Source organism: Pseudomonas sp. UF-293, assembly GCF_058245595.1.
The window spans coordinates 1-13,507 of sequence record NZ_JBSICA010000025.1 but is presented as its reverse complement, the minus strand read 5'-3'; the positions used below and the strand labels follow the sequence as shown (position 1 = coordinate 13,507).

Here is a 13,507-nt window from a genome sequence, read left to right as displayed (position 1 = left end):
AACGCGATGGTTAGTTCAACGACTGCGGCGCTCGCGCGTCGCCGGGTCTGCTCGTCTGCACCCTTCGGTTTGAGTATCGCTGCCGTGCTGGTGGTGTGCAGCCACGCGGCGCAGGCGTTCGACATCGACACCGGCAATCCGGATTTCACATTGCGCTGGGACAACACGGTCAAGTACAGCGCCGCGTGGCGCACGCAAAACCCGAGCAGCAAATTGTCCGAAGGTCAGGTTGCGCTGAATCAGGACGACGGCGATCGCGCATTCAAGAAAGGCCTGATCTCCAACCGTACCGACATCCTGTCCGAACTCGATCTGTCGTATCGGGATTTCGGCGCACGCTTGAGTGGCGCGGGGTGGTACGACACTGAGTATCAAGGCAGCAATGACAACAACGATCCGTCCCGGGCCAACGCACGCTCGGTGGATTACGACGAGTTCACCGATGACACCCGCCACCTGCACGGCGGTGATGCGGAAATCCTCGACGCCTTCGTGTATTGGAACGGCGAACTGGCCGACCGCGCGACCTCGGTGCGCGCCGGACGCCACGGTCTGATCTGGGGCGAGAGCCTGTTCTTCGGCGCCAACGGCATTGCCGGCGGCATGGCCCCGGTCGACGTGGTCAAGGCGCAGTCGGTGCCGAACACCCAGTTCAAGGAAATCACCCGTCCGGTCAATCAACTGTCGGGCACCTTCCAGTTGACCAACGACATCTCGCTCGGCGGCTTCTACCAGCTCGAATGGGAAGAGACACGCCTGCCGGCGGCGGGCAGCTATTTCTCCACCAGCGACACCATCGGCGAGGGCACCGAGCGGCTGATTGTCGGTGCACCGTTCCCGCCATTTCTCGGCGGCAATCCGGCGAGTCCGGCGGCCTTTTTCCATGGCAATGACAAGGAAGCACGCAGTTCGGGGCAGGGCGGTTTGCAGCTGAAATACAGCGCCGAAAGCGTTGAATACGGCCTCTATGCGATCCAGTATCACGACAAGACGCCCAAGCTTTACCTGAAACCTTCGGCGGGTGCGCCGAACTTCAGCACCGGGCAGATCGGCGAGTATTACTGGGTCTACCCGGAAGACATTCGCGCCCTTGGTGCCAGTTTTTCCACGACCATGGACGAATACAGCTTCGCCGGTGAAGCGTCGATGCGCTGGAACATGCCGCTGGTGTCCAACGGCCAGACCGTGCTGCCAGGCGTCGTCGCCGATAACGATGACGATGCGCTATACGCGGTGGGTCGAACGGCTCACGTCAACCTCAACGTCATTGCCTCGTTCGGCCCCAACTTTCTCGCCCGGGAATCCGGACTGGTCGGCGAAGTCGCATGGAACCGTCTGCTCAGCGTGACCAAGAACCGCGCCGCGCTGGACCCCAACGCCACCGACGACGGCCTCGGTTTCAAACTCGTCTACACGCCGACCTATCGGCAGTTCTTCTCCGGCGTCGATATCAGCATTCCGGTGGGCGTCAGCTACTTCCCCTTGGGCAAATCAGCGGTGGTCAGCTCGTTCGGCCCGGATAACGGTGGCGACATCAACATCGGCATCTCGGCTACCTACCTCGACCGCGTCACCGCCGGCCTGACCTACACCCATTACTACGGCGCCGAGGACACCAACCTCAATGGCCTCAGCCAGTTCAATTACAAACAATCGCTGAAGGATCGGGATTACCTGGCCTTTTCCGTCAAGACCACGTTTTAAGAGGACTTGCGCATGACTTCTCATCATCACCATCGTGCCTTTCGACTCAAGGCTGTGTGTTTCGCACTGCTGGGGACTTTGGCCGTTCTGAGCCATGGCGCGCGCGCCGCCACTGCCGAGGAAGCAGCGAAACTGTCGACGACGCTGACGCCGATGGGCGCCGAGCGTGCCGGCAATGCCGACGGCAGCATCCCGGCCTGGCAGGGCGGTTACACCAAGGTCGAGCCGTCTTACAAACCGGGCGGCAAGCGCAGCGATCCGTTTGCCGCTGACAAACCGTTGTTCAGCATCACTTCAAAAAATCTTGCGCAGTACGCCAGCAAACTCAGCGACGGCACCAGGGAAATGTTCAAGCGCTTTCCGGACACCTATCGCATCGACGTCTACCCGACCCGGCGCTCGGCTGCCGCGCCGCAGTGGGTGTATGACAACACCCTGAAAAACGCGACCCGCGCCAAACTGGTGGACAGCAGCGCCGGGCCGGTACCGGAGGGTGCGTTCGGCGGTATTCCGTTCCCGATCCCGCGCAACGGCGCCGAAGCCATGTGGAACCACGTGCTGAACTGGCGCGGGACCTCGTTGGCCATGCACTTCCGTCATTACCTGATGACCGCTGACGGCAAGTCGGTGATGACCACCGACGGCCAGGCGATTCAGGACATGCCGTATTACTACCAGGACGGCTCGCCGGAAACGTTCGCCGGCGATTATTGGCTGTTCCGCCTGCTCAACGTCGGCCCGCCGCTGCGCGCCGGTGAGCAGATCATGGGCCGCACCAATATCAACGGCGACAAATCACAGGCCCACGTTTACCTGACTGGCCAGCGCCGCGTGCGCAAGTTGCCCAACGCTTGCTGTGACACCCCGACACCGGCCACCGCCGGAGTCATGTCGTTCGATGAATTGAGCGTGTTCCAGGGGCGCATGGATCGCTTTGACTGGAAACTGGTCGGCAAGCAGGAAATGTACATCCCTTACAACACCAACAAGGTCCTCACCGCCAACAAACCCGAAGATCTGTTCTCCGCCCATCACATGAACCCCGATTACGTGCGCTGGGAGCTGCATCGCGTGTGGGTAATCGATGCCGAGCTGGCACCGGGCAAGCGCCACCAATTGCCGAAGGGCCGCTACTACCTCGACGAAGACACCTGGCAAGCGATGCTTGGCGATCGCTGGGACGCCAACGGCCAACTGGCCAAGACCCTGTGGTCGCTGCCCGCCGTTCTGCCGGACCTGCCGGCGCAGGCGCAGCTGTCTTCGGGTTTCTATGACCTGACGTCCGGCGCCTGGTTTATCCAAAACGTCTACACCGGTCTGGCTGAGCAGTACGGCGTGGTCGATCGCTACAAGGCCTCGGAATTCTCACCGGCGGCGATGGCGGGTGCCGGGGTTCGCTGAATCGAGCCGGACCGCGACGCAGGTCGAGGTCCGGTTTCACACTGGTTTCGAGGTGGCTATGAACAGAATCTGTCAGTTGGTGGGCTTGCTGACGTTGGCGTTGCCTTTGGCACTGCCCTTGAGCGCAGCCGAAGCAGCGGTCGGCGATGTATTGAGCACTCCGGCGATGCACGCGCCGCAGGCTGAACACGCGGTGTTGCTCGATCTGGCACAGGCCGGCGCGCGGCTGGTGGCGGTGGGCGAGCGCGGTATCGTCTTGCTCTCTGATGACAACGGTATCACTTGGCGTCAGGCGTCCGTGCCGGTGTCGGTAAGCCTGACGGCAGTGCAATTTGTCGATGCCCGACACGGCTGGGCGGTCGGCCATGGCGGGGCGGTGCTGATGTCCGCCGATGCGGGGGAGACCTGGCAGGTGCAACTGGACGGCCGCCGCGCCGCGCAGCTCGAATTGGACGCGGCCCGCGCACAAGCGGCCATCGCCAGCGATGCCGATGCGGCCGCGGCGCGAGTGCTAACCGCTGAGCGCCTGGTCGCTGAAGGTGCGGACAAACCCTTTCTGGCGCTGAAGTTCAGCGACGCCCGCCACGGTTTGATCGTTGGCGCCTACGGGCTCGCCTTCAAAACCGAGGACGGCGGGGCGAGCTGGCAGTCGCTGGTCGGCCAGATCGACAACCCGGTTGGGGCACATCTGTATGCACTCGCCGCGCACGGCGCGCAGTGGTTCATCGCCGGCGAGCAGGGTTATCTGGCCCGCTCGGAGGATGGCGGACAGTCCTTCGCCGCCCTCGACAGCCCCTATAGCGGCAGTTTCTTCGCCTTGCAGGTGCGCGCAGACGGCGCTCTGCTGGCCGCGGGCTTGAAGGGCAACGCCTTCGTGTCCCGCGACAACGGCGCCAGTTTCGTCCCGGCGCCAGTGCCGATGCCAGTCTCCTTCAGCGACGCGATCCGCACCGCCGATGGCCAGTTGTTATTGGTCAATCAGAGCGGCGCGCTGTTCCGCACTCAAGCCGATGCGCAGTTGCGGCCTTATGGCGCGCCGTTGGCCAAACCGGTCGCCAGCGTCGTGCAGGCCGCCGATGGCAGCCTTGTGCTGGCCGGGTTCACCGGGTTGACGCGTCTGGCGCCACCCACCGCTATTGCTTCGGAGTGAGGTCATGAAGTCATTCGACAACGCCACGGTCAGCCTGGCGAGTTTCGATCCGCGCTCCGGTTCGCTGGTGGAACGCACGCTGTTCAACCATCGGCTGTGGGTGTTGCTGGTGTGTCTGATCACCACGCTGGTGCTGGGTTATCAGGCTACGCGCATCGAACTGAATGCCAGTTTCGAGAAAATGATTCCGACGCAGCAGCCGTACATTGCCAATTATCTTGAGCACCAGAAACAGCTCAGCGGTCTGGGCAACTCATTGCGCATCGTCGTTGCCAACCGTCAGGGCGATATCTACGACGCCGATTACCTGAAAACCCTGCAGACGCTGAGCGACAAACTGTACCTGTTGCCGGGTGTCGATCGCGCCTACATGAAATCGTTGTGGACACCGGCCACCCGTTGGGTGGCGGTGACTGAAGAAGGACTGGATGGCGGCCCGGTGATCCCCGACGATTACGCCGGCACGCCAGCCAACCTCGACGCCTTGCGCCGCAATGTGCAGCGCTCCAACGAACTCGGGCAACTGGTGGCGTTCGATCAGACCTCGAGCATCATTTACGTCCCGCTGCTGGCTACCACCAGCGACGGCCAGGCGCTGAATTATTCAGCGTTGTCCGAGCAACTGGAGGCGCTGCGCAGCGAATACCAAAGCGACAAGGTCGGCATCCACATCACCGGTTTTGCCAAGAAAGTCGGCGATCTGATTGCCGGGCTCAAGCAGATTTTGCTGTTCTTTGCCGTGGCCATTCTGATCACCACGGCGGTGCTGTTCTGGTACACCCGCTGCCTGCGCAGCACCGTGCTGGTGGTGTTTTGCTCGCTGGTGGCCGTGGTCTGGCAGCTCGGCCTGTTACCGCTGTTCGACTATCAACTCGACCCGTATTCGGTGCTGGTGCCGTTTCTGGTGTTCGCCATCGGCATGAGCCACGGCGCGCAGAAAATGAACGGCATCATGCAGGACATCGGCCGTGGCATGCATCGCGTCGTCGCGGCGCGGTTCACCTTTCGCCGACTGTTCCTCGCCGGGCTGACCGCGCTTCTGTGTGATGCAGTGGGCTTTGCCGTGCTGATGCTGATCAAGATCCAGGTGATTCAGGATCTGGCAGTGATCGCCAGCATCGGCGTGGCAGTGTTGATTTTCACCAACCTGATCCTGCTGCCGGTGCTGCTGTCCTATATCGGCGTCACACCACGAGCGGCGCAATTGAGCCTGAAAAGCGAGCAAGGCGAACAGGCCGGCCAGCGCCGACATGGATTCTGGCGTTTTCTCGACCTGTTCACCCACAGGCGTTGGGCCAGCCTGTGCATTGCCATCAGTCTGGCGCTGGCGGCGATGGGCTTTGTCGTCAGCCTGCAATTGAAGATCGGCGACCTTGATGCCGGTGCCCCGGAGCTGCGTGCCGACTCGCGCTACAACCAGGACGACGCGTTTCTGACCCGGCACTACGGCGCCAGCAGCGACCTGTTCGCGGTGATGGTCAAGACCCCGCCCGGGCAGTGTGCGCGTTACGACATCCTGGCCAAAGTCGATGCGCTGGACTGGCAACTGCGTGCGCTGCCGGGGGTGGATTCGACCAATTCACTGGCCTTGCTCAACCGACGCATGCTGGTCGGCCTCAGCGAAGGCAGTGCCAAGTGGTACGAGCTGCAGAACAATCAGGCGATGCTCAACATGATCACCGCCAGCGCACCGCGTGGCCTGTACAACGAAGATTGCAGCCTATTGACGCTTTACGCCTACCTCACTGATCACAAGGCCGAAACCCTTACGCGGCTGGTCGAGCACGTCGAGCAATTTGCCGCTGCCAACAACAATCAGGACGTGCAATTTCTGCTCGCCGCCGGCAATGCCGGGATCGAAGCGGCGACCAACATCGTCGTCAAGCAGGCCAACCGCGAAATGCTGTTCTGGGTCTATGGCGCGGTGATCATTCTCTGTCTGATCACCTTCCGTTCCTGGCGCGCGACGCTGTGCGCTGTGATTCCGCTGATCGTCACCTCGATCCTCTGCGAGGCGTTGATGGTCTGGCTGAATATCGGCGTCAAGGTGGCGACCTTGCCGGTGATTGCCCTCGGTGTAGGTATCGGCGTCGATTACGCGCTGTACGTGATGAGCATTCTGCTCGGTCATCTGCGTCAGGGCGCGAGCCTGTCGGAGGCCTATTACCGCGCGCTGGTGTCGACCGGCAAAGTGGTGATGCTCACCGGTATCACCTTGGCGATTGGGGTGGCGACGTGGATTTTCTCGCCGATCAAATTCCAGGCCGACATGGGCGTTCTGCTGGCCTTCATGTTCGTCTGGAACATGGTCGGCGCGTTGGTCCTGCTGCCGGCACTGGCGTACTTCCTGCTGCCGGCGCAGCGCACTCAAAGCGGTGTCGAAGCCTCGATCGAGGTGGTCAACGTGGTGCAACCGCCCAGTGCTGTCGCCGCCGACGTTCATCAATCGCGCCACCGGGAGACCTGTCATGGCCGTTGAACTTGCAGTGCCAACCCACAGCCGTGAAGCCGGTCTGTCGCAATCGCTGCTGTTGCTGCTCGGCAGCTGTCTGCCAGTGCTTGGCGCGGTATTGCTTGCGCCGGTGTTGCCGCGCATGCAGGCGCATTTCGCCGAGGTGCCGGGCAATGCGGTGCTGGTGCCGATCGTGCTGACCTTGCCGGCGTTGATGATTGCCGTGCTCGCGCCGTTTGCCGGGGTGATCGCCGATCGTCTCGGACGCAAGCCGCTGTTGCTGGCGAGCATGGCGTTGTATGTGCTGTGCGGGGTGTTGCCGTTGTGGCTCGAGTCGTTGCCGGCGATTGTCGCCAGCCGCGCCGGCATCGGTCTGGCCGAGGCGGGAATCATGACCTGCTGCACCACGTTGATGGGCGACTACTACAGCGGCGCACGGCGTGAACGCCTGTTCGCCTTGCAAATGGTCGCGACCTCGTTGTCGGCAGCGGTGTTCATCGCCCTCGGCGGTTTTCTCGGCCAGAACGACTGGCGCACGCCGTTCGCGCTGTACGCGGTGGGGCTGGTTTTTCTTCCGCTGATGGCCTGGCAGCTCTGGGAACCGCAACCGCGTGTGCCAGCGGCCTCAACCCTTGCGCAGCCGGTGAAACGCGCTTTTCCATGGCGCGCGCTGACGCCGATGTACGCGCTGGCACTGCTGGCCGGGCTGAGCTTGTTCATCGTGCCGGTGCAGGCCGGTTACCTGCTCAATCTGCTGCACGTCGATGCGCCGCAGCAGATCGGCATGACCATGGGCGCCAACCAGCTCGGTGTGCTGGTCGGGGCCTTGAGTTTTCGCCTGCTTAGTGGCTTGCGCAGCCAGCATCTGCTGCTGATCGCCTACGGGCTGGCGGGTATCGGCGGTTTGTTGATGGCCGGTGCGAGCAGCCATGTGCAAGTGGTGGTTGCGGTGCTGGTCAATGGTTTGGGTATTGGGTTGATGTTGCCGACGCTGATCACCTGGATCATGGCGCAGGTCGGTTTCGAGCAACGCGGGCGCGCCGCCGGTTGTTTTACTGCGGCGATTTTCGCCGGTGAATTCATCAGCCCGTTGGTGGTGCTCGCCATCACCGCCGGCGCTGTTTCTGTCCTGCCACAAGCCTTGGCCGTCATCGGCTGGCTGCAACTGGTCGTGGCGCTGTTTTGTCTGTTGGTGCCTAAGCTCGGCGGTCTGTTGCCGCGTGCGCCTGTCGGCAGTCACGACTCCATCAGCAATGGTCATTGAACGAGGAATCTCCATGCAAGCGCTTCCCCCCTTCAAACGCGTGGTCACCGGGCATGATGCTGCTGGCCGCGCAGTGATCGCCAGTTGCGGCCCGACCGCCAGCGTATTCGCCCTGCAAGCGGTACCCGGCACGGTGTTTCATGAACTGTGGAACAGCAGCGCCAGCCCGGCCGTACTCGACAACGGCGACGACCCGACACGCAAGCCGTTACAACTGAGTCCCGACCCGCAGGGCAGTGTGATCCGCGTCGTTGATATTCCGCCGGACAGCGTGCAGAACCAGGTCAGCGCCGCCGACGCAGCAGCAGTGTTCGCCGAGATCGGCCAGTCCCACGCCGGCACCGGCGATGCCTCCGCCCGGCACAAATTGATGCACCGCACCGAAACCCTCGATTACGGCATCGTCACCGAGGGCGAAGTGTGGCTGGTGCTTGACGATCAGGAAGTGCAGCTCAAGCGCGGCGACGTGGTCGTGCAGCGCGGCACCAACCACGCGTGGAGTAACCGCACCGAGGCTATGGCACGCATGGTCTTCATTCTTCTCGACGGGCGCCTTGCCGCCGAACTGCAACAGCGCCAGGGAGCCTCGGCATGAAACTCGCTACTGTGAAAAACAACACTCGCGACGGCCGCCTGGTTGTTGTCTCGCGTGACATGACCCGTGCGCTGGACGCCAGCGCTGTGTCACCGACGCTGCAACACGCCCTCGAAAACTGGTCAGTGGTCGAACCACGCTTGCAGGCCCTGGCGCGGCAGCTGGAGGAGGGCGACTTCAGGCAGACGATTGCCTTTGATCCCGCGCAAGCCATGGCGCCGTTGCCGCGTGCCTATCAGTGGTGCGACGGCTCGGCGTTTCTCAGCCATGGCGCGCTGATGCAGAAGGCGTTCAACCTCGATCCGATCGAAGGCGCCGACCACACGCCTTTGATGTATCAGGGCGCCGGCGATGATTTCATCGGCCCACGCGATGACATCGAGTTGCCGAGCGAAAGCCAGGGCATCGACTTCGAAGGCGAGTTTGTTGTGCTGGTTGACGATGTGCCGATGGGCTGCCCGGCTGAAGACGCCCTGGCCCACATCAAGCTGATTCTGCAGATCAACGACGTCAGCCTGCGCGCTTTGGCACCACGGGAAATGCGTACCGGTTTCGGCTTTCTGCAGGCCAAGCCATCTTCGAGTTTCGCGCCGCTGGCGATTACTCCGGACGAACTCGGCGAAGCCTGGCACGAAGGTCGTGTGCATTTGCAGCTGCAGGTTGAGTGGAACGGCGAACGGTTCGGTCAGCCGCACGGCGGGCAGATGAATTTTCACTTTGGTGAACTGATCGCCCACGCCGCACTGACCCGGCGTTTGCGCGCCGGCACGCTGATCGGTTCCGGCACCGTGTCGAATGCCGAACGCAGCGCCGGTTCGGCGTGCATTGCCGAGCGTCGCGCGATCGAAATGATCGAGCAGGGTGGAGCGCAAACCGGCTTCATGCGCTTTGGCGATCGAGTGCGCATGGACGTCATTGGCAGCGATGGCCGCTCACTTTTTGGCGCCATCGACCAGCGCGTCGTCAAGGCCCATGGCTGAGGAATGCCCATGCGTGTATTGATTACCGGCGCCAACGGTTTCGTCGGCCGTGAACTGCTGCGCTGTCTACTCGCGCGGGGCAGCTTGCGCGGACAGGTCATTCGTTCGTTGCTGGCGCTGGACACCGAAGTGCAGGGCTTGCCGGACGACCCGCGTCTGCGTCGACACAGCGGCAGCGTGACCGACGCAGCGTTGATGCGCCGGGTGCTCGCCGATGGCATCGACGTGGTTTTTCATCTGGTGAGCATTCCGGGGGGCGCGGCGGAACAACATTACGAGGCGGGCTATCAGGTCAACCTGCTGGCGAGCCTGGAATTGCTTGACCAACTGCGCAACAAGACACGACCGCCGGTGCTGGTGTATGCCAGCAGCGTCGCGGTGTACGGCGCCGACCTGCCAGCGAAGATGAACGAGCAGGCCGAGATTCGCCCGCAACTGTCCTATGGCACGCACAAGGCGATGGTAGAGCAGGCGCTGATGGATCTGGCCAGGCGCGGTGAAGTGGATGGCCGCGCGGTGCGCCTTCCGGGAATCGTCGCCCGCCCGCGCGAGCCCAACGGCTTGCGCTCGGCGTTCATGAGCGACCTGCTGCGCGCCTTTGCCGAAGATGTCGACTATTGCTGCCCGGTGTCGCCCGAAGCGACGGCGTGGTGGATGTCCGCGCGCTGCTGTGTGAGCAACCTGATTCAGGCTGCCGAACTGGACGGCAGCGTGGCGCAGCAGCGAGTCTGGCAACTGCCGGTGCTGCAGTTGTCGATTGCCCAGGTGATCGATGCGCTGGCGGCAGTCTATGGCGAACAGCGCCGCTCGCTGATCAGTTTTGCTCCCGACGCAGCTCTGCAAACGCTGTTCGGGCGCCTGCCGCCCCTGAAGACCCCACAAGCCCGCGCGGCCGGCTTCAGCCATGACGGCAATGTCGCCGCGTTGCTGCGCAATGCCTTGAATCCCGCCCCTTATCGGCATCTGCCATTGCCCGGAGAGATTACCCATGTCAAAGCCCATCGCGCGTAAACGTCGTCTGGTCGACCTGTCGGTGACCCTCGACAACAACCCTTACACGGACCCGCCGCCGCTGCTGCCGAAGATCGATTACATGGATCACCAGCAAGGTTGGCCGGAAATGGCTGCGATGTTCCCCGGCCTGCAACTTGAGCAAATGCCCGGAAATGAATCCTGGGCCGCCGAGCGCCTGAACATCACCACCCATAGCGGCACGCACATGGACGCGCCTTGGCATTACGCCTCGACCACCGACGGCGGCGAACCGGCCTTTGGCATCGACGAACTGCCGCTGGACTGGTGCCTGCAACCGGGGGTGAAACTGGATTTCCGTGATTTGCCTGACGGCCATGTGGTCACTGCTACCGAGGTTGAAGCCGAGCTGGCGCGCATCGGGCATGAGCTGCAACCGCTGGATATCGTGCTGATCAACACCCGCGCCGGCGCGCTGTTCGGCCAGCCGGGTTATCTGGATGCCGGTGTCGGCATAGGTCGAGAGGCGACGCTTTATCTGCTCGAGCGCGGGGTGCGGGTGGTCGGTACCGATGCCTGGAGCTGGGACGCGCCGTTCAAATACACTCGCGAACGATTCGCTGCCAGCGGCGACGCTTCGATCATCTGGGAAGGTCATAAGGCCGGGCGTGACATCGGTTACGGGCAGATGGAAAAACTCGCCAACCTCGACCAACTGCCGGCCAGCGGTTTTACCGTGTCGTGCTTCCCCTACAAGATCAAACATGCTTCGGCAGGATTTGTCCGCGCGGTGGCGATTTTCGAAGACTGAACAATAACAAGAGAGTCCTTATGCCTGTTTTGCGAACGTTTTGGCCCATGCTTTGCGCGGTGCTGACCCTTGGCAGCGGAGCGGCGCTGGCTGCCGATGCTGCGGTGAAGCCAAATATTCTGCTAATCGTTGCCGACGATCTGGGTTACTCCGACCTCGGCAGTTACGGCGGCGAGATCCATACGCCGAGCCTCGATCAACTGGCCCGCGATGGTTTGCAGTTCACCAGCCTGTATGCGGCGCCGACCTGTTCGATCACCCGCTCGATGCTGCTGTCCGGAGCCGACAATCATCTGGTCGGCCTCGGTACCATGGCCGAAGCATTGCAGCCGTTCCAGCGCGGCAAACCGGGTTATGAGGGCTACCTGAATCAGAGAGCCTGGTCGGTCGCCGAGCTGTTGCAGCGCGGGGGTTATGACACGTTGATGGCGGGCAAGTGGCATTTGGGCCTGGATGCCGATCAGGGCCCGGACCGACGGGGCTTCACCCAGTCGTTCAGCTTACTTGAGGGGGGCGCGCCGCACTTCAAACCGGAGACTGTCGACCCGACAAAGATCGAACAAGTGCATTACCGCGAGAACGGTCAGTCCGTGCAGGTGCCGGAAGATTTCTACTCTACGGATTTCTATACCGACAAGCTGATCGGCTATCTGCAGAACGTCAAACAAGACGGCAAGCCATTCTTTGCTTATGCCGCCTACACCGCGCCGCATTGGCCCTTGCAGGCACCACAAGCGTACCTGGACAAATACCGAGGGAGGTTCGACGAGGGTTACGACAGCGTGCGCCTGTCGCGGATCGAACGCATGAAAAAGCTCGGCCTGCTCGCCGCGGATGCGCACCCTGCGCAGCCGCTGCCGGTCAATCCGAAACTGCCGGGCTGGGAACAACTGAGCCCGGAACAGCGCAAGGTCGCCGCACGAAAAATGGAGATATACGCGGCAATGGTCGATAACCTCGATGACAACATCGGCCGACTGCTCGATTACCTGCGCAAGAGCGGGCAGTACGACAACACGCTGATCGTGTTCATGTCCGACAACGGCGCGGCGGGCGAGAACCATGGGCAGTTCTATCCACCGGGACCGCGTACTGACAACAGCCTGGGCAACCTCGGGCGCGTGGGATCGCAAGTTGATTACGGCCTGCGCTGGGCCGAAGTCAGCGCGGCGCCGTTTCACCTGTTCAAAGGCACCACGGCCGAGGGCGGCATCAGCGTCCCGGCGATCATTCAACTGCCCAAGGCGTTGCGTCGTCAGGGCATCGAGCGCGGTGTGGCACGGGTTGATGACCTGGCGCCGACCTTTCTCGAGCTCGCCGGGATTGCCGTGCCGAATGAGGCTGGCAAGCAGCCGATTACCGGCCGCTCGCTACTGCCGATGCTGGCGGGCAAGGGCAGCCCGCATGCCGACGGCGCATTGGCCGGCGAGCTGTTTGGCAATGCCTATTATCGCGAGGGAGATTTGAAGTTGTTGGGGATGCGCCCGCAGGTCGGGTTGGGTGACGCTGCGCAGCCGGTGCAGTGGCAGTTGTTCGATGTGGCGCGCGATCGCGGTGAAACGACTGATCTGGCGAGCAAGCAACCGCAGACGGTCGAGCGGTTGAAGGCCGCGTGGATGGCGTATGCGCGGCGGGTCGGAGTGGTGTTTCCGGCGCGCAATTGATTTGGTGGCGCCACAAAACCCCTGTGGGAGCGGGCTTGCCCGCGAAAGCGGCGGCACATTCAACATCTTTGCCGACTGACCCAGCGCTTTCGCGAGCAAGCTCACTCCCACAATGTTCCGTGTTGGCCATTGATTTAGTGGTGCCACAAAACCCCTGTGGGAGCGGGCTTGCCCGCGAAGGCGGCGGCAAATCCAGCATCTTTGCCGACTGACCCAGCACTTTCGCGAGCAAACTCACTCCCACAATGTTCCGTGTTGACCATTGATTTGGTGGCGCCACAAAAACGTGTGGGAGCGGGCTTGCTCGCGAAGACGACAGCACATTCAACATCTTTGCCGACGGACCCACCGCTTTCGCGAGCAAGCTCACTCCCACAATGTTCCGTGTTGACCATTGATTCGGTGGCGCCACAAGTCTCCTGTGGGAGCGGGCTTGCCCGCGAAAGCGGCGGCACATTCAACATCTTCGCCGACTGACCCAGCGCTTTCGCGAGCAAGCTCACTCCCACAATGT

General features: G+C 62.4%; 10 protein-coding genes and 1 pseudogene. 10 read left to right on the top strand and 1 reads right to left on the bottom strand.

Features of this window, described 5'->3' with window-relative positions:
- The first annotated feature begins 6 nt into the window (after window positions 1-6).
- Genes AC4IHP_RS21625 through AC4IHP_RS21580 form a run of 10 tightly spaced genes read left to right on the top strand, consistent with a single transcriptional unit; the run spans window position 7 to window position 12,993 of the window.
- Entirely contained in the window at window positions 7-1,704 is a 1,698-nt protein-coding gene (locus AC4IHP_RS21625) for a DUF1302 domain-containing protein (RefSeq protein WP_490832706.1), read from the top strand.
- Window positions 1,705-1,716: 12 nt separating this feature from the next.
- Complete coding sequence (locus tag AC4IHP_RS21620) at window positions 1,717-3,105, top strand: DUF1329 domain-containing protein (protein ID WP_490832705.1); 1,389 nt, start codon at window positions 1,717-1,719, stop codon at window positions 3,103-3,105.
- 58 nt (window positions 3,106-3,163) lie between these two features.
- Window positions 3,164-4,255 carry a WD40/YVTN/BNR-like repeat-containing protein gene (locus AC4IHP_RS21615; RefSeq protein ID WP_490832704.1) on the top strand — a complete coding sequence of 364 codons (1,092 nt, stop codon included), beginning with the start codon at window positions 3,164-3,166 and terminating at the stop codon, window positions 4,253-4,255.
- Between the two features lie 4 nt (window positions 4,256-4,259).
- Complete coding sequence (locus tag AC4IHP_RS21610) at window positions 4,260-6,734, top strand: efflux RND transporter permease subunit (protein WP_490832703.1); 2,475 nt, start codon at window positions 4,260-4,262, stop codon at window positions 6,732-6,734.
- Window positions 6,724-7,971: an MFS transporter gene (locus tag AC4IHP_RS21605; RefSeq protein ID WP_490832702.1), complete on the top strand. Its 1,248-nt coding sequence runs from the start codon at window positions 6,724-6,726 to the stop codon at window positions 7,969-7,971. Before AC4IHP_RS21610 ends, AC4IHP_RS21605 begins: the two co-directional genes overlap by 11 nt.
- A 13-nt stretch (window positions 7,972-7,984) precedes the next feature.
- Window positions 7,985-8,566 carry a cupin domain-containing protein gene (locus AC4IHP_RS21600; protein ID WP_490832701.1) on the top strand — a complete coding sequence of 194 codons (582 nt, stop codon included), beginning with the start codon at window positions 7,985-7,987 and terminating at the stop codon, window positions 8,564-8,566.
- A complete protein-coding gene (locus tag AC4IHP_RS21595) occupies window positions 8,563-9,546 on the top strand; it encodes a fumarylacetoacetate hydrolase family protein (protein WP_490832700.1) in 984 nt (327 codons plus the stop codon). The genes AC4IHP_RS21600 and AC4IHP_RS21595 overlap by 4 nt, the downstream gene beginning before the upstream one ends.
- Before the next feature lie 9 nt (window positions 9,547-9,555).
- Entirely contained in the window at window positions 9,556-10,557 is a 1,002-nt protein-coding gene (locus AC4IHP_RS21590; protein ID WP_490832699.1) for an NAD-dependent epimerase/dehydratase family protein, read from the top strand.
- On the top strand, window positions 10,535-11,329 hold the full coding sequence (locus AC4IHP_RS21585; protein WP_490832698.1) for a cyclase family protein: 795 nt from the start codon (window positions 10,535-10,537) through the stop codon (window positions 11,327-11,329). The genes AC4IHP_RS21590 and AC4IHP_RS21585 overlap by 23 nt, the downstream gene beginning before the upstream one ends.
- 20 nt (window positions 11,330-11,349) lie before the next feature.
- The gene (locus AC4IHP_RS21580; protein WP_490832697.1) at window positions 11,350-12,993 is read left to right on the top strand and encodes an arylsulfatase; all 1,644 of its coding nucleotides are present in this window, start codon (window positions 11,350-11,352) and stop codon (window positions 12,991-12,993) included.
- Window positions 12,994-13,127: 134 nt separating this feature from the next.
- Here AC4IHP_RS21580 and AC4IHP_RS21575 read toward each other — a convergent pair.
- A pseudogene (locus AC4IHP_RS21575) lies at window positions 13,128-13,507 on the bottom strand (hypothetical protein); the annotation flags it as partial.

Coding starts and splice junctions, on each gene's coding strand:
- AC4IHP_RS21625 (WP_490832706.1), top strand. CDS start 7: ATGGTTAGTTCAACGACTGCGGCGCTCGCGCGTCGCCGGGTCTGCTCG.
- AC4IHP_RS21620 (WP_490832705.1), top strand. CDS start 1,717: ATGACTTCTCATCATCACCATCGTGCCTTTCGACTCAAGGCTGTGTGT.
- AC4IHP_RS21615 (WP_490832704.1), top strand. CDS start 3,164: ATGAACAGAATCTGTCAGTTGGTGGGCTTGCTGACGTTGGCGTTGCCT.
- AC4IHP_RS21610 (WP_490832703.1), top strand. CDS start 4,260: ATGAAGTCATTCGACAACGCCACGGTCAGCCTGGCGAGTTTCGATCCG.
- AC4IHP_RS21605 (WP_490832702.1), top strand. CDS start 6,724: ATGGCCGTTGAACTTGCAGTGCCAACCCACAGCCGTGAAGCCGGTCTG.
- AC4IHP_RS21600 (WP_490832701.1), top strand. CDS start 7,985: ATGCAAGCGCTTCCCCCCTTCAAACGCGTGGTCACCGGGCATGATGCT.
- AC4IHP_RS21595 (WP_490832700.1), top strand. CDS start 8,563: ATGAAACTCGCTACTGTGAAAAACAACACTCGCGACGGCCGCCTGGTT.
- AC4IHP_RS21590 (WP_490832699.1), top strand. CDS start 9,556: ATGCGTGTATTGATTACCGGCGCCAACGGTTTCGTCGGCCGTGAACTG.
- AC4IHP_RS21585 (WP_490832698.1), top strand. CDS start 10,535: ATGTCAAAGCCCATCGCGCGTAAACGTCGTCTGGTCGACCTGTCGGTG.
- AC4IHP_RS21580 (WP_490832697.1), top strand. CDS start 11,350: ATGCCTGTTTTGCGAACGTTTTGGCCCATGCTTTGCGCGGTGCTGACC.